The organism is Pseudoalteromonas fuliginea (genome assembly GCF_000690055.1).
In the GTDB taxonomy this organism is placed as follows: Bacteria; Pseudomonadota; Gammaproteobacteria; order Enterobacterales; family Alteromonadaceae; genus Pseudoalteromonas; species Pseudoalteromonas fuliginea.
Genome location: NZ_JJNZ01000020.1, coordinates 1 through 18,623, shown reverse-complemented (window position 1 = coordinate 18,623; position 18,623 = coordinate 1). Strand labels below are relative to the sequence as shown.

The following is an 18,623-nucleotide window of genomic DNA, read 5'->3' as shown; positions in this document are numbered from 1 at the left end:
CTTAACTAAAATAGGAGCACTTACTCTTTGGTGCTCACTATAAATTCTATTCGCTCGTCGTTTGAGCTTGATGAGGTGATTTTAAACTGTTGCCACCAAGGTGTCGTTGCCAACTTATCATTAAGTTCACGCCACTGTGCATGGCCTTGTTCATTATTCTTATCGGCTAGTAATTCAAATTTACAGATAGTTTGTTTACAAGTTAAATAGCTTAGCTGCGCCGTATTACTTAAATCACTGATGATTAAAAAGTCAGTAAGTGCCGTTTCTATTTCGAAGCTCCACTGCGTATTTTCACTTTCACTATCAAATTTTTCATCAAGCTGCTTAGCAAAATCAGTGCCTTCTAAGCGAGTTCGCTTTAACTGCTGCTGAGCAACTTTCAGCTGTTTTGTAGCTACTGACAATTCGTTATTTAGCGCACTTATTTTCGTAATGTACTCTTTTTCCAGCGGCTGTTGAAGTGCTTTAGTTGTACTGTTTATAGGTGATTTTTGAACTGATTTATTACCGCTTACTTCAATAATAACATCTTGGCTAGCATGTATAAATTGAGCCGTTTTATCGTTAAACGGTTCATACAAATGCAAAAAGTAACCACTTGTTAATCCTACCCCCACAAAAAAGCTGAGTATCATTGCAAATAAGTTACTTTTATATGGCATTTATTTTCGCCTACTTTTATAGCATTGCACTTGTATGTGAAGCATTTTCAGGCTCAGGATTTGCTAAAAAGTTTTGATTCATACTTTGCGCCGGACACTCACAATCCGGTCGACCAATAATTTTAGCGGGTACGCCAACAGCGGTTGTGTGTGCTGGAACATTGCTAAGTACAACAGAGCCTGCACCAATTCGTGCGCCCTCGCCCACTTCAATATTACCAAGTACTTTAGCACCAGCGCCTATTAACACACCGGCTCTGATTTTAGGATGACGATCCCCCTGCTCATTACCCGTACCGCCAAGCGTTACAGATTGCAAAATTGATACGTTATCTTCTATTACCGCTGTTTCACCAATAACAATACCGGTTGCGTGGTCAAACATAATACCTTTACCCACTTTACATGCTGGGTGAATATCAACCCCAAACACTTCAGATGTTCGGCTTTGTACAAAGCGCGCTAACTCTTTACGGTTTTGTTGCCATAAGCAATTTGCTAAACGGTGCGCTTGAATAGCATGAAAACCCTTTAAGTTTAATATCACCGTAAGGTAAGTTTCAGCTGCGGGATCTCTGTCTTTTACCGCTTTAATATCCTCAGCTACATAAGTAAGCATACGATCGCACTTTACAAATGCTTGATCGAACAACTCACGAATAGTAAACGCAGATACCACCGCGTCCGCCAATTTATTAGCAACAATAAAGCTCAACGCTGAACCCAAACACTCATGATTCAAAATACATGAATACACATGACTCGCTAAAAGAGGTTCACGGGTTACGACTTCATTTGCTTCACTACGAAGCTGTTGCCAAATTTCATGACGCATAATACTGCACTGCCTTAAATTGATATAAAAGAGCCTTTTGCCAAGTCTAACGGATTTAAAGCCTAAGGTGTTAACCCCTTAGTTATTTGTTCTGGTTATTAGGTATAACCGTTTATTAAGTTTCATTATTAAATAACCTGAACTGTGGATGATAAATCTATCTCGAGCAGCTATTTTCAGCGCTAACTGCGTTGAATTTACTGAAAATCTCTGGCTAGAGAAAATAAATTTAAATACCACCATGATTCAATACGTTAGTAAATCTCTCAACCAGAGTTCAGATTAAATAATAAAAAAGCCCCAATACTTTAAGCATTGAGGCTTTTTCTAACACTTAAAAACCACTTAAATTATTGAAATACTTTATCGACTTTCATCACTTCAATATTTTTTACAGGAATTGCTAATTTATAATCAGCAATTACTTTATCCTCAGCAACCAACTCAGCAGGTTTATTCGTGTTGTAAACCATTGGCGATGTTTGCTGCGATGCTAAACGTTTTTGCATATCAGCGCCGTCACCAGTAATAAATACATAGTGAACATTGTCTGTTTGTAAGTTTTCTTTAATAACGCGATTTACATCAGCAAGCGTTAGCGTTTTAAGTTTGTTAGTTACGTAACTTACAAAGCTATCTGTGTTGTAAAATTCGCTATCAAGCGCGTAACCTAATTGGCGGTTTTGACTTGCAACCATTTGCGGCACAAAGTTAATTAAAAAGTTACGCGTAGCTTCAAAGTCGTCTTCGCTCATACCATTTTTAATTAGTTTATCTAGTTCAAACAAGGCGGTACGTGTTGCAAAGTGCGCATCGTTATTAGAGCGAAGTGGGCGTAACCACACTTGAAATATTTGCTCTGAGCGCCCTAGGTTTGCATCTGGCTTGGTTTGAAACATACCACGTGGAAAGTATTCAATGTATGCGTAATCGCCATAGTTCATGCCGCGAGTTTCACGAATGCGCTCATATAAAAAGCTGTTAGAACTACGGTGCTCACCAAAGTACGAACGCACAAGCCAAAGGGTTGTCCAGTCTTCGCTACTTCTTATTGTATCAATAGGGAAACCAAATGATACCGCAGTCGATTGCGCTGACTTTTCTACAATAGTTGCATGATGACCTTTAAGCGCTGGCGCATCAGGAATACTTAAACGGCTTTGCTCACCTTTTGGTAGCGTTGCAAAGTCGCTCATCATTTTAGCTTTAAGTTTTGCAGGCACAGCCCCAATTAAGCCAACCGTGAGTTTAGATTGCGTAAGCTCGCTGTTATAAAACGCTTTAACATCATCTAGCGTCAGCGCTTCTAAATCCGAAATATCACCATAGTTGTAGCTTTCGTAAGGGTGATTTTTGTAAAGCGCACTGTATAGCACTTCTTTGCCTAGCTCTTCATCGTTAGATGCTTTTAAGCCTGACTTAATGCCATCGATCATTTCTTTTTTAAGGCGTTTAAAGTCGTCATCTCTAAAGCCTGGATTTAATAATTGATCGCTCACAAGTGTATACCACTGCGCTGCATTGTCTTTATGAATACGCCCTTGAAATGACAGCATTTCTTTATCTATTTGATAGCCAAAGCTACCCGCAAGCGGATAAAGTGCTTTTTGAATATCTTTATAGCTTGTCGCCTCTGAGCCACCTTGTGCAAGCATAGCCGCAGTTAACGCAGCAACACCTTTTTTGCCTTGTGGGTCGGCAGCCGCACCGGTATTGAATAAAAAGTTAACATCGATTAATGGCGAGCTATTGGTTTTATCAAGTACTTTAAATGCAGGCTTCGCAGGTGCTTGTTCAAGCTTTTCAGTAAGCGCATTTAAATCAACTTCTTGCTCAAAACCTGGGGCTTTATCAAGTGCCGACATTGTTAATGTGGTACGTGCGTTATCAGTAAAGTATTTATTAGCAACGGCTTTAATATCTGCGCTGGTGATGTTATCTGCCGATTTATACAGCTGGTTTATAACCTCAGGATCGCGCTCAAAATGCATGTAGCTGGCAAGGGTTGATGCAATCGCTTGCGACGAATCTAAGCCATTAATAAAGCTGTATTTAAGATTCGATTTTAAATCACTGAGCTTTTGCTCATCAACAAGCTCAGTGCGTGCTTTTGCATAAGTTCGATTAATGGCATCGCGCGCAGTGGCTAAATCGTCTGCGTTTTCTACTTTAACAAATACGTGTAATAAACCCGGATCTTTAGTCTCTGGGTTATAGGTAAACATTTGGCTGGCAATTTGTTTGTCGACCACTAGCTCTTGGTATAAATCTGAATTACTAGAAAAATAAAGCTGTGAGATTAAATCTAGTGCTGCTCTGTCTTTTTTAGCAGGCTCCCACGCAGCGCCTTTGTACGATACGAGTAACCAATGCCCTGGTAGCGCTTCATCTTGCTGGTGCAAATATTTTGGTGCTTGTTGAACAGGTTCTGCTTTAATGTCAGCAACATAGTTACCCTTTTTCCAGCTGCCCCAATGCTTTTTAACCATTGCCATTGTTGCTTGTGGGTCTACATCGCCCACGATGACAAGTGACACATACTCAGGTTTATAAAATTTAGCAAAAAACTCTTTCCCGTACGCCATTTGATCTGGCATCGCTTCTATGTCTTTAAAAAAGCCCATAGTGGTGTGTTTATACGTGTGCTTATCAAACGCTTCTTCGCGTACAGCGCTTAATAATTTACGAATTGGACTCGCGTTGTTTTTTAAGTACTCACCTTTTACCGTTTGTGCTTCTGTTCTAAATTGCTCTTCGGTGTAGGTTAAGTTTTGAAAAATATCAGCTTCAAGCTCAAGTACTTTATCAAGATGCTGCTTTGAAAAGTTTAAATGGTAATTTGTGTAATCGTTTGTTGTATACGCGCGGTTATCAACACCTGAATTTTTTAATATGTCTGAATACACATCTTCAGGGTATTTTTGTGAGCCTTTAAACATCATGTGTTCAAAAAAGTGAGCAAAGCCTGTTTTACCCTCTTCAACTTCGTTACGCGACCCTACCGATACCGGAATTTGCAGCGATACTACATCAGGGTAATCGGTTTTAACAACCATGACACGTAAGCCGTTTTCTAGTTCTTCAATTAAGTAATCTTGTGAAAAAACACGATCATCAGCTTTATTTACTTGTTCTTGTTGTGCTGTTGTTTGCGTGCTTTGGTTTTGTTGCATGGCGCAACCTGTTAACGCCAGCGATACCGCTAAGCTGGTTGCTAATAATTTAAATTTCATTGTTGTCCCTTTTTAAATTGAGCAAATTTGTTGTCAGATGTATTACTAACTCACCCTCGATTATGCCCCAAAGCCAATAAATATAAGACCCCCAAGGGGATTTATTATGTAAACAACTGTGTCAATTATAAATTATGGGAACAAGCCCTATGAATAAACATCATGTTAGTTGAAAAACTTTCATTAAATAAATCTATCTAGACGTCTAAATGGCTGCTATATTAAATCCATCAAAACAAACTTAGCTGGAATGAGGATTATGGCTTTATCACTAAAAGAGAAGATAGTGGACACCAATCAAGGTGTTTATCTTATTGGTACTACCCCGCCTAAAATTGGCACCGATAAAGCGCAATTAAAAACCATTGCAGAAAAGCTATTAGGTCGCTTACACGAAATTGAATACGACGGCGTGATAATTTACGACATTCAAGACGAAAGCAGCCGAACTAACCAAGACCGTCCATTTGCGTTTAAACAAACCGTTGATCCGCGTGAATACAGCCATTTACTTCGTAATTTATCTGCACAAGATGTGATTACTTATAAAAGTGTGGCGCAGCGTGGTGTAGGCGAATTTAAAGATTGGCTAAGTGAAACTAAAAACGACTACGATTTACAAAATGTTGTTTTAGTAGGTAGCCCATCATCGATAGGCGATATAAAGCTAAGCCTGCCAGATGCGTATAAAGCATTGGCTGAGCAGTCAGATGATTTCTTTTTAGGTGGCGTTACGATTGCCGAGCGCCATTCAAGTAAACGAAATGAGCACGAACGATTAATAGAAAAAACAGCACAAGGTTGTCAGTTTTTTATATCGCAAGCTGTTTACGACGCACAAGCTACAATAGAGTTAATTACTAGCTACGCACGTACATGTAAAGCACAAGGGATTACACCTCAACGTATTATATTAACGTTTACCCCGTGCGGCGGCGAAAAAACCTTAGAGTTTATGCAATGGTTGGGTATCTCAGTGCCAGAGGCAACTAAATGGCGCATGCTTGATGCAGACAATACATTAAGTGAATCAGTCCGTATTTGCCGCGAAAACCTCGACTTAATACTTAAAAGCTGTGCGCATTTAGATGTACCGCTGGGCTTAAATATTGAAAGCTTAACAAACCGTAAAGAAGAAATTGACGCGTCAATTAACTTATACCGTTTATTAAAAGCCATTATGGAATTAAACCTTGCGGAAAAGCTAATAGCTTAAAGGCTAGGTAAGAGCTAATTAACACCCTTCTTGGCAAGCCTCATGGCTTGCTTTTTTATGTCCGTTCTTTGAAAAATTAATTAATAAATACAAGTAAAGATTTGCAGCTTAAGCTATCAATGAAAGCTATTTTTGGTTATTACTCTCAAGCCTTTTTAAGGCAACCCCCATCGATGAGCACATAACACCAAAAATTATTCCCTCATTAGATATAAATCTAATGCTAGGGAACGTTTCAAATAAGCTTATTATTGCTAAGGAAAAAATAAAACCTATCGCAGAAAAAACTAGCCAAGTTTGTGTGGCATGAACCTCCTTTTATAATTGTGCTTTTTTAGCGAGCTTATACGCTTGTTTATTTTTATACATTGCCTGGTCTGCATCATTTAATAGTTTTTCAAATGACTGCCTTTGTTTGTCAGTAAAGCTATAACCAATACTGAGCGATAAATCGCAAACGTCTTCTTTGAGTAAGGCTTTTGAATACTCAGTCGAAATTTTATCCATAATGTAGCCAATCTTACTTTTATCGCTTACTTGCATTACCACAACAAACTCATCACCTCCGATACGCCCGACTATATCAGCATCTCTTAAATGGGTTTTTAGCGTATCTGCCAATATAATTAAGGCTTTGTCACCCACTTCATGACCAAAGGTGTCATTTAATTTTTTAAAGTCGTTTATATCAATAAATAAACAACATACATCAAAACCTAAGCGCAGCGCTAAATTAAGCTTTTGCTGAGCGAGTAAACTAAGTGCTCGGCGGTTATAGATATTAGTTAGCGCATCGAGCATGGCTATTTCGCGCATTTGTTCATAACTATAAATAAGCGCTAAGTCGTCTTCAATTAAATCGCGTAGTTGTTCTATAAGCTCAAAATATTCATTGGTATAAGTTGTTTTTTTAGTGTCTTTTAAGCATAGCGTGCCAAATACTTCGCCTTCTGGCCAATGGATTGGTAAACCTAAGTAGGATTCAACACCATCTTCAACAACCTCCGGTAGAGTGTTCCATGCATCATTATTACTTGCATTATTAACGTATAAGGTATTGTTATTCTCTGCTACGTACTTACAAAAAAGAGGTGTTTGGGGAGGAAGGATAGGATTGGTCTCAAAGTTAGAGCCACCTTCGTTATTTCTAATAACAACGCGATAGCCTTTGCTTGTTGCCTGAACTATATAACCTGACGGGGCCGAAAATAGCCCCGTGATAAGATCAATTGTTTTTTGCCATTTATGCAAAGATATTTGGCCATCAATACCAGAAAATGCCCACTTATCAATTTCAAACATTGCTTTACCTCAGCTACTTATTAGCTTCAGTATAGGCAAAAAAGCAAAAGAAAAGCTATTATTTACGACGCCTACTTGGCTCTCTTTTTCCTGTGATGCGTTTTTTATCGCGATCTTTTCGCGACTTGTTGGTGTTTTTACGATTATCTTTTGGCTTTTTATTAGGATCTGGCTCGTAACCTTCTAACCACTGCGGCGTTAAACGCGTATCGAGTAGTACTTCAATTTCTTCTAGCAGCCATTGCTCATCAAGACTTACCAGCGACATGGCAAGCCCTTGCTCACCAGCACGACCTGTACGGCCAATACGGTGTACGTAGTCCTCGGCAATATACGGTAGTTCAAAGTTAATTACGTATCTAAGTGTAGAAATATCTAAACCACGCGCGGCTACATCGGTTGCAACAAGTACGCGTGTAATACCTTCTTTAAAATTTTGCAATGCACGGTCGCGTGCGCCTTGAGATTTATCGCCATGGATTGATTCTGTTTTTAAACCGTCTTTACACATTTCTTTAGCGAGCTGATCAGCCATTTGTTTTGTGCGAGTAAAAATAAGCACTTGGCGCCAGTTTTTCATACCAATCATGTGCGATACAAGTTCGCGCTTGCGGTCTTCATCTACAGCGTAAATAACTTGCTCTACTTCAACTGCGGCTGAGTTGCGCTTATCAACTTCAATTAGTTCTGGCTTTTTAAGTAGTTTTTTACTGAGTTCAAACACGCTGTCATCAAACGTAGCAGAAAAGAGTAAAGTTTGGCGATCGCCCGGGATATGTCGCAATATACGTCTAATTTCATCAATAAAGCCCATATCAAGCATACGGTCTGCTTCATCAAACACTAAAGAGTCTACGCTTGAAAGTACCACACTGCCTTTAACTATATGATCGAGCAGACGCCCTGGTGTTGCCACGATAACTTGCGCTGTTTTAAGTGCTTTTATTTGTGGGCCAATACTTACGCCACCATAGGCTAAAGCGCCATTGATATGAGTGCCTTGTGCGTACTTTTCAAAGCTGGCAAATACTTGCTGAGCAAGCTCACGGGTTGGCGTTAAAATTACAACGCGGGCAAGGCCTTGCTCATCTTTTTTAGGGGTATTTAAAAGCTTATGTAACAGCGGTAAAACAAAAGCAGCTGTTTTACCCGTACCTGTTTGCGCGCTGCCCATTACATCACTTCCGGCTAAAATAGGCGGAATGGTTTTAATCTGAATTGCGGTAGGTTGAGTGTAATTATTTTGCTCAATCGCTGTTAATAATAACGGGTCGAGATTAAGTGATGAGAACGTAGTGACAGACATAAGCTTAGCTTTAAAATAACAAAGAGCGCTATTGTACGCATATTACTGTACTGCGTAAATTAACCAGCCCAGAAAAGTATTTAATCGTGATTGCTCACTTTCGCTTTAGCGCTAAAACAATAAAAAAGGCGCTAAATAACCTTTGTATTTAGCGCCTTTTATAATTTGCTGTAGCTTTAAGCTGGCTTTAGTGTTGCTTTACGTTCGTTGTAAAACGCGATTAAATCGTCAACTGTTGCTTGGCAGTATTCGCGAATACCCGAAACCACCATGTGCTTTTCACCACTGCCCACTTTAACGCCGTTTTCTAACAGGTTAAAACGTAGTGTAATTTTTCCGCGCTTACCGGCATACTCAAAACTAGGCTCTGCAAACTCAAGTTCTGGTGCTGTTATATCAAGATTATCAAGATTGATAAGCATTGATTCGTAAATTACCATCGGACGAGCAGGGTTTATCATTACCTCTTGCTTGCCCATTAATGGGATAATTACATGCGGAAAGGTAGTACCAGAAAACTCAACATAATTTTTTATTAGACTATTAGTTAGTGCTGGGCATTGGCTGGTTTTACCGCTGCGCTTTACCTTTAAAATAACTTTTTCGCCATTGGTAACATCAAACTCATCGGCTCCTTCAGGGAAGTTAAGTTTGGTGTTTTCATCAACCATACCGGCAAAAGTAAATTCCATTTGTTCACTAATACCGTAGCGGTCTAGTACCAATGAAAAAAGTAAGTCTCCTGGCGCGCAAAACTTTTTGGCATCTTTGTCATGAAGTGGATTGTAATCATCAGCAACGCATTTAGCGAATCGACAACCCTGCTCACGAGAGATAGAAACATAATCAGCATGCTGCTGAAAAAAAGGACTTAACATAGTGTGTTCACTGCTTAAACTGCTTATAACCTGTCCATACTACCAGAAAAAAAATACTGAGAGGTCGAATCTGTTAGATTAGTTACAACCAATGCTATATTCCACTTTTAAAGCACTGCGTTTAATAGATCACTTTTAGTGATTTTTTGCCTATTTGAATAAACACAAACTAGGCAAGCCGGGCTCAATTACTATTCAATCAATTTGATAATCGCCTTGCTACCAATCTGAGTCAATCGAGTAATGCCTAACGATTGTGCGAAAAATATAAAAGTAGGCACCTGCTAATATTTAAAAAGGGACTGGAGAAAAGACCAATCCCGTCAACTTATTTCCTTAGAACGTACTTATTACAAACGCTCTATCAACTGTTCTACTTTTGCTACAATAGGCCATGCTGAAGATTGAAAGTTACCTAATACCACTAAAATGTAACCTTTGTCTTGATACATATTTAGTCTGGCAGTCATACCTAAATGAGCACCATTATGACCCACTATTTTGTTATTATCAGCGCCTCTCACTGAAAATCCATACCCCCAGTTTTCTGCACCAAGTTCGGGCTTCGAAGTAAGAGCTTCTTGGGAAAGTTTACGACTAATTAAAATTCCATTTTGCATTGCTAAAGCGAACTTATATAAATCGCCTACTGTCGAATACCCACCTCCAGCGGGACCTCCTTTAACTGATTGAAACATTAAGTTTTCAGTAATTTCTCCAGTTTCTACTGAAAACCAATAGTTACGCGCAGTGTTCTTTATAGGCACATCCAAATCAAAACTACCACTATGTTGCATATTAGCTTTCTGATAGATGTTTTTATCAATGTATTTAAAATAACTTTCCTTAGTAACAGATTCAATCACCTGACCAAGTAATAACATACCTGCATTACTATATCGCCATTGAGAGCCTGGTTTAAACGTTGTTTCAATGGAGCTGTATAAGTGTTGAATATCTTCAAGTGAACGTACTTTATGCTGTATTTCGTCAAACCCAGCTATATTACCAATTCCTGATGTATGACTTAGTAAGTGGTGAATCTGGATTTTATCAAAGTCTCCCTTACCTAAAAGGGTTTTATCAATGAACTTAGTAATCGGATCATCGAGCAATACTTTTCCTGCTTCCACAAGTTGCAAAATAGCGACGCTAGTAAACATCTTATTCATCGAACCTATTTGAAATTTAGTATCTAAATTATTTTTAACGTCATAGCGTCGAGAGGCTAAGCCATGCGCTTTAGTAAATAAAACTTTGTTACCTTTGGCAAGCAGTATTGTTCCTGAAAAAATGCCATTTATAGCAAGTAGATTGCTATAATTTTTTACCTCATTAACTAATTGTGACTCAGTTAAAGAAATCATATCAAGGCTTTTGGGATTTTCTCCAACAAACCAGCCCGTAACGGCTTGTTCTTCGTTAAAATCGATAACTATTTCGTACTGCATGTCGGTATTTTTTGAATACACTTTACTAATGTGCTGTATGCGGTTATTGGAAGTATCAAGCTCCGTTGAAAGTAGGCTTAATGACCCATGAAAAAGTGCTACGTTCATCGAATAACCAACATAACGATCTTTTCCTGTATTATCCCAGCGAGAAAGTGCATCCGGCGAAAAGTTTTTTACAATAAAATCTTCGACCTGTTTTAAATCTTTGCTGTTTAAAACAGATATAAACTCATCAGCTAGCTTATTGTAGTTTAGCTTATCTGCTGCTAGCGCTTGATTGCAGATAATTGTTATTAAAAATAATAGTGTTACTAAATATCGCTTCATAATGTATTCCTTTTGTAATTTATTTATTAATATGGCGCTGACCTTTCGATTCCTTTTTAACTGTTGTTACCAAGAGAAAGCGATGAATTAGTAATTAAGAAAACGTTAAGAAAAGCTTAAGGGATATATATCTATTAATAACAGTGGGATGGGAAAGGTTTGAGCGTAAACGAACTACCAAATAAATTTTATATTGATGATTTTTTAATTAATATCAAAACCGGTGAGATTATATATAAAGAAAAATCTCAGGTAATTGAACCAAAAGTAATGGCGCTTTTGAAGGCGTTGGCACAAAACCCCAAAAAAGTTATTGCAGCTGAAACGCTTTTTGAAATTGTTTGGCCTCAGGCAATTTACAGTCCAAACTCAGTTCGTAGAAATATAGCCTTGTTAAGGCAAGCGTTATCTGATGACAACAAACGCATTATTAAAACACATCCTAAACGAGGCTACAGCCTAGACTCAGAAGTTAGCTTTCCAGAAAAAAAAGCAAAGGCATCATCAAGAAAAAGCCCCCTTATAAAGTATTTAAAATTATCTTTACTCCTCATTCCTGTTTTCATCCTAATTAGCGTATTTTTTAGTTTATCAGATACAAGCAAACAGGTTTCTTTGTTAAACCTAAAACCAATAACTGCAAGCAATGAACAAGAGCGCTATATGCAAATCAGTCCTGATGGACGATTTATGGCGTATATTCAAAATACCAATCAACCAAACAAGAGAAAAATATTAATTAAAGATCTAGTAACTGGCTCAAGTTGGCCCTTAAAGGATACTTTAAACGCATATACCTACCTTGCATGGGATTCTCACAAAAATGCCTTGGTGTATTCATGCCAAGGTGAGAAAGGTATTTCATTTAATCGTTTGCTACTCGACGCACAACTAAAAGTAGTAAGTGAAGAGCTACTTTTTTCGCGTAACGATATAACTTGGAATAGTTTATTTTTTATAGATAAGCGCCAACAACTTTATTATTTGGCCAATCAAAACAGTTCGGAGCATAGCCGAAACGTTAGTTTATATCGGCATAATTTGGAGTCAGGACAAACTGAAAAATTACTTAAACCAAATGACTACTTTAAACCTTATAAACTTGCTTTGTCTCCGACTCAAACACAATTAGCGTTAGTCGGTTTTAATAAACAAGCATTATCAGAAGTAAAGTTGTTAAACTTAGATAGTAATGATGTTGTCTCAATCGGACAAATAGATCATAACTGGTACTTCTTAACTTGGTTTGAAAACAGTGAATCTCTATTGCTTAGTAATGGCAGTGAATTAAAGCAACTCTCATTAAATGGTGACCTCACAACGCTTAACTACAAAAGTTATAACTTTTTAGTTTATCCGCAAATTATTAAAGATAAAGTGTACTTTATTGAAGCTAAATCAGATCAAGACATTTTACTGAGTAAATTAAAACAGCTTTCACCTCCCCAAAAAATAATAAACTCAAATACAATTGATAAAGCTGCAGCGCTTTCAGCAGATGAAAAACACATAGCCTATATATCAACAAAAAATGGCTATCCTCAGATTTTTGTCAAACATCTTGAGACAAACAAAGAACGAATATTATTCGAAAATTCAAAGCAAGAACTTGCTTTAACCAAACCAGTTTGGCACTGGTCAGGAAAGCGTATAGCGAGCAGTGTAAATAACAAACCGTTTATTATTGAGTTGGAGTCAAACCTATTCTCGATAAAATGGCTAAACGTGATTATTGGTGAGCCTATAGCTTGGTACAACAAATCTGACGCTATATTGTATGTTGATAAAAAAACTCACAATGATGAACTAGTAAAGTTTAATTTTACAACTGATGAAAGAACGACATTAAAAATAAAACGAGCACATGATACATTCTTTTTAAACCATAAAGACGAACTACTGAGCTTTGTAAAAGGTCAAGTTATACCTCATGATTCAGATAACACTTTACTCAAAAGTCCCTATTTATTTACTCAAATATATCCCGAAAAAAATGGTTTTTATTATCAATACACACAAAATGGCAAGCCATTAATAAACTATTATGATTACGAGTTAGGTGTACAAAATTTAAGTAGTAAAACCGAAGAGTTTTGTGCGAAATTTTGTGATCAAATAACCGCAGTAAGTGACAATATAATCTTACTCAAAAGCGAACATAAATCGGCAGACATTTTGGTTTTAGATATTACTTCAAAAAGCACAAAAGTGAGGGGGAGGTTATAGTTTCATAGCAACCAATCCTTAATCGGGGGTTGCGTTGCCCTCACCCACTGGACTCACAATTATTTGCGACAAGCATGGATTGCCCCCTTTAGCTGCACAGGATACAGGGCCATAGTATTTTTAATATATGATTAACAAACTTATACTCTTTATCAGCTAATAAGTTAAGATGAGTGAAATAAATAACCAAATGATCCATTTTTATAAAAACAATGCGTTATAAATTTAATAATTTTGAATTTGATAGTACAAGCTGTGTACTAAAAAAAATGGTGATGACTTAGCCATTCGACACAATGAAGCCAAAGTACTAAAACTATTGCTAGAGCATTCGAATCAAGTCTTTAGCAAAGAAGATATTTTATCTCATGTCTGGCAAAATAAAGTTGTATCGGAACAAGCTGTTTTTCAAAGTATTAGCAATCTAAGGAGACTGTTGGGTAACCACGCAATTAAAACCTTTTCAAAACGAGGTTATCAGTGGCAACTCCAAATTGATTCTAAACATTCTGATATTGAGGCACACTGCAACATCAGTCAAAATAAACCACTGCAGCATGCAAATACTTTATCAAAACCAAAAAACCGAAACCATTGGATAACCATTGCACTTACCGGTATTGCCCTTCTTGTATTTACTATCATTAATAACAGTACTGACCAACCTCAAACAGATGAGAGCTCAGTTATTAATATTTCTTATATAGCAATAAGCAATCAACGAGGGACGGAAACCTTTAAACTCAATGATACTGAACTCTTTAACTTTACCGAATTACCTCAGCTAAATACGGCGCATTTTCAGGTTTCAGCGGAGTTTGAATACCCGCTTTTAGCAAAAGAACACCCATTGATTTTATCTGGCACTATTCGCACACATCATAATTTGACATATATTGATTTTATATTAAAAGGCCCGTTTGCAGATTGGCAAGGGCAATTATCTGGAGTAAATCAACAAGCCGCTTTAAATCAGTTACAACAACATTTACAGCAGCCAGTTATTTTAAAATTACTTAATAAAGCCCAAACACTCGAACTCAAGCAAGCAAATTTATCCATTGCTCATCAGCAAGCACCACATGATCTCATTATCCTTGGTCATCTAGCTAATACTTATATAATGATGGGAGAACTTGATAAAGCGATGGTGATGGCAAATAAACTAGAAAAAATAGCTATTTCACAAAATAAGACACACCATGTAGGTAATGCTTTGCTCTTTCAAAGTGAGGTATTAATCCGTAAAGAGCTATTTGATTTAAGTAAATATAAGCTCAGTAATGCTATTAAGCAGTATCAAAGTATTAATGATTTACACAGACAAGCAGACGCGTGGTTTACGCAATCTTGGATAGACCATAACCAAGGCAATTAAACAAAGCCTACTTAATTCAGTGCAATTAGCTTTTGATGCACAAGATAAACGACGAGAGCTAAGCGCCTTAACTTATCTATCTGTATTAGCCCATAAGCATCAGCAAGAGGATGATAAATACCTTTATTTACAACAAGCAGAAAATAAAATGAAGGATTATCAAATACCTAACTATCACTTTGCTATAGTACCCTATCACTATGCTATTTTTGCTAAAAGCCCACAAGATAAAGAGCCTCATTTAAAACAAGTACTAGAGCTTGCTAAATTAACACCTGATTTTTGGGCTGCACAAAGCAGTCGTCAGCAATTGATGGAATATTATATAAATCAAAATAATCTGGCAGAAGCACAAAATCTTATTAATGGTATTACTACGGATAATGCCAAGAACTCCTACTTAAAAACATTGTTAGCTCAAGCACTGAAAAATGATGATGCATTTACAACTCATGCACAGCGCACTTTTGAGCAAGCTGAGTTGGCGGGTGATCTTTATCTCAGCTTAGATATGGCGTTACTAATTTGTAGCTCCCAAAGTATGCAAGATAATTATGATTTTTATTCTCAATATATTGATAAAAAAGGGACTGACTACTGGCGACGTAATAATGAAAAAAAACTGTTAGCATTAAATTTATAATGTTATCCAAAACTGGATTTAAAATAGTAAGAGACAGCAATACCACGGCCTCTTATTTTATACTTTACAGAAACTAATTTGGGTTAAAGCTTACCCAATTTAATTTCCAGTTTTTATCAAGTGATTTTAGGGTCAGCTTATTTTCACCTTGTTTCAGATAAAAATAAGTGGATCCTCTTTGTGTTTGCCATTTTTTATAACCACCTGTACTCGTTATTTTTTCTACTGCTAATTCCTTACCATTGATTACAACTGCAAAACCTTTTGTATCTCTAGGAGCCGCTACACGGTAGCTAAGGTTATAATTTCCTGAGTGTGCAACTTCAAGCTGATAGTTTATTATCGCATTATCACTAATTCCCTCCCCTCCAGTTAAATTAAATTTACCATCAATATCAGAGGTTCTTCCTATGCTAGCGTTACTGAACTTAATGGCAGATTCTGCTTCCACTCAGCCAGGTGCATGCACCCATGATGTCGGCGTTTTTACGACATTACTGTAATCACCTTGTTGGTTATGCCTTACCGCAACAACAGTATATTCATATTGATGGTTATCTATATTGGCATCTTTAAATGTAGTTTCAATTATATTTGCAGCCAATAGTTTAAACACGCCGCCAGTAGCTGCATTTCTATAGATTCGATAACTTTCAATATCACTTTGGGAACTTTTATCCCACTTTAAGGTAATAATACCCGCTTCTTTATCTAGTTTTAAGTTTGTTACAGTGGCAGGGTAAGGTAAAACAGCATCACGCCTTAATTGTTCACTGCGTTGAGCTGTTTTGAGCGCTTTGATAAATTTTACAGTGTTGCTAGGTATAGCTGGAGCAGCTCCATCTAGTGCAATTCGAAACCCCTCTACCGCCCCTACAAAATCCTCACCCACAACGCCCCTCTGGCTTACGGGAAAAGTATTCCAATGCCAACTACCTCCTCGTGCTACCCTGTATTTACAATCATTATCTATCCAAGCCTGACCATTATTGTGCGCGTTTTTATAATTATCTTTATAACAATCAGTAATGAACTCAACCACATTACTAACGATATCGTGCAATCCAAAAGGATTAGGTTTGTACATTCCAACGATGCTTGCATAAGCCGCGTGATCAACACAGTTCGATTTGCCATTAAAAAAATTGACATAACTCGTACTCGAGTCCCGTTGTAAAATATTCTCACCGGTTAAGTCGGCGGTGTTTTCGTATTCACAAACTAAGGCTTGTTCAAGATCGTCACCAAAGTAATACTTACTAGTTGTACCAGCCCTCGCCGCATATTCCCACTCTGCTTCACTCGGTAAACGATAAGGACGGCCAGTTTTTTTTGCTAGACACTGAGTATAAGCGTTGGCTGCGAGCCAACCAGTGCAATTTACTGGTTGAAAATCACTAGTATTGAGAGAGTTATTCTCCCATGAACCATTGGTTTCTCCATAATTAAACCAACCATTTAACTGATGAATGCACTTGGTTGGCATTTCATAATCAGTTTCTTCAACAAACTGCCGAAACTCTCTTACGGTTACTTCATATTTCCCTAAACTAAACTCAGTTAGTGTCACTTTATGAATAGGTTGAGCATCTTCGTCTTCGGTGTTACCCATTTGAAAACTACCAGCAGGGATAGTTACCATAATGGGCTCAATTAGCTCACTGGCATTTTGATTAGCATAAATTACAGCGCTATTTACTGATAAAAATAGGGGGATTATTAGTTTGTTTAGTTTCATTTACCTTTCCTTCTTAATGAAAGTACCATCATGAAAAAATAAGCAAAATAAATCTTATGAAAAACCTAAACACTTATAAAAATAGAAAAAATATAGATAAACAAACCCTAATCACAAAACAACCTGACACAAAAAAGCCGAGCTTATTTTACTAAGTTCGGCTTTTAATACCTTTAAAAACAGACTATTGAGCCGTTATTATTAAATATTATACGCTTGGGTATTCGCGGTATGCGCGCTCTATATTTTTAGCCTGCTTTTTAGAAATACCTAAATGAGTAAGTGCTACACGTAAACGAGTTAGAGTAGGTGTCTAGTTTAATTATTTTACGATGAATCAACTTACTTAACTGCATTGAAAAGCAAGGGATCACCGCTGTTAAAATTTGCGATGGAAAGTGAGCTTTAGCGCTTGCCGTCCACCTCAGGGCGTGTTGTTAGCCTTTTGGTAATAGCGGAACCAATATATCACTAAGAACAGATATGATTTTTAGCATATCTAAGATTATTAACGAAGCCATTAAAAACATAAAAACAGGGCCAATAAATGTAAACCACTTTCTCAGGTACGCATTAATAATGACAACTAACCTCTTAACTCCATTCAAATTATAAATAGTGGAAAGGTGCAAACGCGCAAAACAATAATCAACTCGAGCATGATTTTCTGAGTCGACTTCAATATCTAAATAACGGTTATGAAAGTCTTGATAACATGGTGATTTATTATTATTTAGATCAAAGCTTAGCTGTCTTTGTAATTCTTTAATTTTATCTCCACATTGATTTAACTTCTCAGCTCTCAAACTATACCGTGCTTTGGTGTTTATTACAGAAAACACTAAAACAGAAACAGCCAAAAAGACTTGAATTACATTCATCAAAACCGTAGGAAAAGAAAACTCTAATCCCGCAATCTGCATTAGAGGCATAAAAATTAGAAGCATAGATAATAAGGTTGTTGTATGGGATGCGACTTCTCCTAAGTGCTTTAGTCTTGCTGAAGCCAGGTATCTGCATTTAGCAGCCATCATAAAAGAGCGATTTAACTCTTCTATTGCCGTTAAATCCCTCTTTTTGTATCCATCTTCTCCCAAAAACCACTTAACCACACTTTTAAAATTCATCCTTGCTCCTTGAAAAAGGCTAACGAGCCTGTAGATTAACTCGTTTTTTATTTATTTTTATTGATGAATCAACCATAGCTGAGTTCCTATTTTGGTTCAATTGATTACTGTATTTTTCATAGAATATAAAAAGCTGGTTTGGTATTGTTTTAATTGGCGTTTTGGAAGGAATTACGGGTGTTTCAGTAGCTTTATTTTGGCTTAAAAGGGCTTCCCCGGTAATCCCCCCATTTTTAATGGAGGCTATCTGTAGAATTTTCGTTGTTTAACTTTTCCAGTTTTTGTATGGGTGTTA

General features: G+C 37.2%; 14 protein-coding genes and 1 pseudogene. 5 read left to right on the top strand and 10 right to left on the bottom strand.

Annotated elements, in window-relative coordinates; genetic code table 11:
* Positions 1-20: 20 nt before the first annotated feature.
* The 3 genes from DC53_RS13945 to DC53_RS13955 form a co-directional block, all read right to left on the bottom strand.
* Positions 21-665 carry a hypothetical protein gene (locus DC53_RS13945; protein ID WP_033028921.1) on the bottom strand — a complete coding sequence of 215 codons (645 nt, stop codon included), beginning with the start codon at positions 663-665 and terminating at the stop codon, positions 21-23.
* A gap of 16 nt (positions 666-681) precedes the next feature.
* Complete coding sequence (gene cysE, locus DC53_RS13950) at positions 682-1,500, bottom strand: serine O-acetyltransferase (RefSeq protein WP_007377821.1); 819 nt, start codon at positions 1,498-1,500, stop codon at positions 682-684.
* A gap of 350 nt (positions 1,501-1,850) precedes the next feature.
* Positions 1,851-4,733, bottom strand: a complete 2,883-nt coding sequence (locus DC53_RS13955; RefSeq protein ID WP_033028920.1) for a M16 family metallopeptidase — start codon at positions 4,731-4,733, stop codon at positions 1,851-1,853.
* A 259-nt stretch (positions 4,734-4,992) separates the two neighbouring features.
* Here DC53_RS13955 and DC53_RS13960 point away from each other — a divergent pair, with 259 nt between their 5' ends.
* Positions 4,993-5,949 (top strand): methylenetetrahydrofolate reductase, encoded by a 957-nt coding sequence (locus DC53_RS13960; RefSeq protein WP_024597318.1) that lies wholly within the window; start codon positions 4,993-4,995, stop codon positions 5,947-5,949.
* A 318-nt stretch (positions 5,950-6,267) separates the two neighbouring features.
* Here DC53_RS13960 and DC53_RS13965 read toward each other — a convergent pair whose 3' ends face one another.
* The 4 genes from DC53_RS13965 to DC53_RS13980 form a co-directional block, all read right to left on the bottom strand.
* Complete coding sequence (locus tag DC53_RS13965) at positions 6,268-7,251, bottom strand: sensor domain-containing diguanylate cyclase (RefSeq protein ID WP_007377824.1); 984 nt, start codon at positions 7,249-7,251, stop codon at positions 6,268-6,270.
* Positions 7,252-7,309: 58 nt separating this feature from the next.
* Positions 7,310-8,557: a DEAD/DEAH box helicase gene (locus tag DC53_RS13970; protein WP_033028919.1), complete on the bottom strand. Its 1,248-nt coding sequence runs from the start codon at positions 8,555-8,557 to the stop codon at positions 7,310-7,312.
* 176 nt (positions 8,558-8,733) lie between these two features.
* On the bottom strand, positions 8,734-9,435 hold the full coding sequence (locus DC53_RS13975) for a DUF3581 domain-containing protein (RefSeq protein ID WP_033028918.1): 702 nt from the start codon (positions 9,433-9,435) through the stop codon (positions 8,734-8,736).
* Between the two features lie 350 nt (positions 9,436-9,785).
* Positions 9,786-11,216, bottom strand: coding sequence for a serine hydrolase domain-containing protein (locus tag DC53_RS13980; RefSeq protein WP_033028917.1), 1,431 nt, complete (start codon positions 11,214-11,216; stop codon positions 9,786-9,788).
* A gap of 159 nt (positions 11,217-11,375) precedes the next feature.
* On the opposite strand from DC53_RS13980, the gene DC53_RS13985 reads away from it, so the two are divergent.
* The 4 genes and pseudogenes from DC53_RS13985 (at position 11,376) to DC53_RS22540 (ending at position 15,463) form a co-directional block, all read left to right on the top strand.
* Positions 11,376-13,442: a winged helix-turn-helix domain-containing protein gene (locus tag DC53_RS13985; protein ID WP_033028916.1), complete on the top strand. Its 2,067-nt coding sequence runs from the start codon at positions 11,376-11,378 to the stop codon at positions 13,440-13,442.
* A gap of 319 nt (positions 13,443-13,761) precedes the next feature.
* A pseudogene (locus DC53_RS22550) lies at positions 13,762-13,863 on the top strand (hypothetical protein); the annotation flags it as partial.
* Positions 13,864-13,878: 15 nt separating this feature from the next.
* Complete coding sequence (locus tag DC53_RS22545; RefSeq protein ID WP_239462853.1) at positions 13,879-14,820, top strand: hypothetical protein; 942 nt, start codon at positions 13,879-13,881, stop codon at positions 14,818-14,820.
* 19 nt (positions 14,821-14,839) lie between these two features.
* The gene (locus DC53_RS22540) at positions 14,840-15,463 is read left to right on the top strand and encodes a hypothetical protein (RefSeq protein WP_239462852.1); all 624 of its coding nucleotides are present in this window, start codon (positions 14,840-14,842) and stop codon (positions 15,461-15,463) included.
* Positions 15,464-15,536: 73 nt separating this feature from the next.
* On the opposite strand, the gene DC53_RS22535 is transcribed toward DC53_RS22540, so the two are convergent.
* From DC53_RS22535 to DC53_RS13990, 3 genes are all read right to left on the bottom strand, one after another.
* Positions 15,537-15,914 (bottom strand): carbohydrate-binding protein, encoded by a 378-nt coding sequence (locus tag DC53_RS22535; protein ID WP_232224775.1) that lies wholly within the window; start codon positions 15,912-15,914, stop codon positions 15,537-15,539.
* Positions 15,915-17,201, bottom strand: coding sequence for a formylglycine-generating enzyme family protein (locus DC53_RS0120425; protein ID WP_239462851.1), 1,287 nt, complete (start codon positions 17,199-17,201; stop codon positions 15,915-15,917). It abuts the gene before it with no gap.
* Positions 17,202-17,638: 437 nt separating this feature from the next.
* On the bottom strand, positions 17,639-18,328 hold the full coding sequence (locus DC53_RS13990; protein WP_050482417.1) for an SLATT domain-containing protein: 690 nt from the start codon (positions 18,326-18,328) through the stop codon (positions 17,639-17,641).
* Between the last annotated feature and the right edge of the window lie 295 nt (positions 18,329-18,623).

Coding starts and splice junctions, on each gene's coding strand:
- DC53_RS13945 (WP_033028921.1), bottom strand. CDS start 665: ATGCCATATAAAAGTAACTTATTTGCAATGATACTCAGCTTTTTTGTG.
- cysE (WP_007377821.1), bottom strand. CDS start 1,500: ATGCGTCATGAAATTTGGCAACAGCTTCGTAGTGAAGCAAATGAAGTC.
- DC53_RS13975 (WP_033028918.1), bottom strand. CDS start 9,435: ATGTTAAGTCCTTTTTTTCAGCAGCATGCTGATTATGTTTCTATCTCT.
- DC53_RS13980 (WP_033028917.1), bottom strand. CDS start 11,216: ATGAAGCGATATTTAGTAACACTATTATTTTTAATAACAATTATCTGC.
- DC53_RS13960 (WP_024597318.1), top strand. CDS start 4,993: ATGGCTTTATCACTAAAAGAGAAGATAGTGGACACCAATCAAGGTGTT.
- DC53_RS0120425 (WP_239462851.1), bottom strand. CDS start 17,201: ATGAAACTAAACAAACTAATAATCCCCCTATTTTTATCAGTAAATAGC.
- DC53_RS13965 (WP_007377824.1), bottom strand. CDS start 7,251: ATGTTTGAAATTGATAAGTGGGCATTTTCTGGTATTGATGGCCAAATA.
- DC53_RS13970 (WP_033028919.1), bottom strand. CDS start 8,557: ATGTCTGTCACTACGTTCTCATCACTTAATCTCGACCCGTTATTATTA.
- DC53_RS13955 (WP_033028920.1), bottom strand. CDS start 4,733: ATGAAATTTAAATTATTAGCAACCAGCTTAGCGGTATCGCTGGCGTTA.
- DC53_RS13990 (WP_050482417.1), bottom strand. CDS start 18,328: ATGAATTTTAAAAGTGTGGTTAAGTGGTTTTTGGGAGAAGATGGATAC.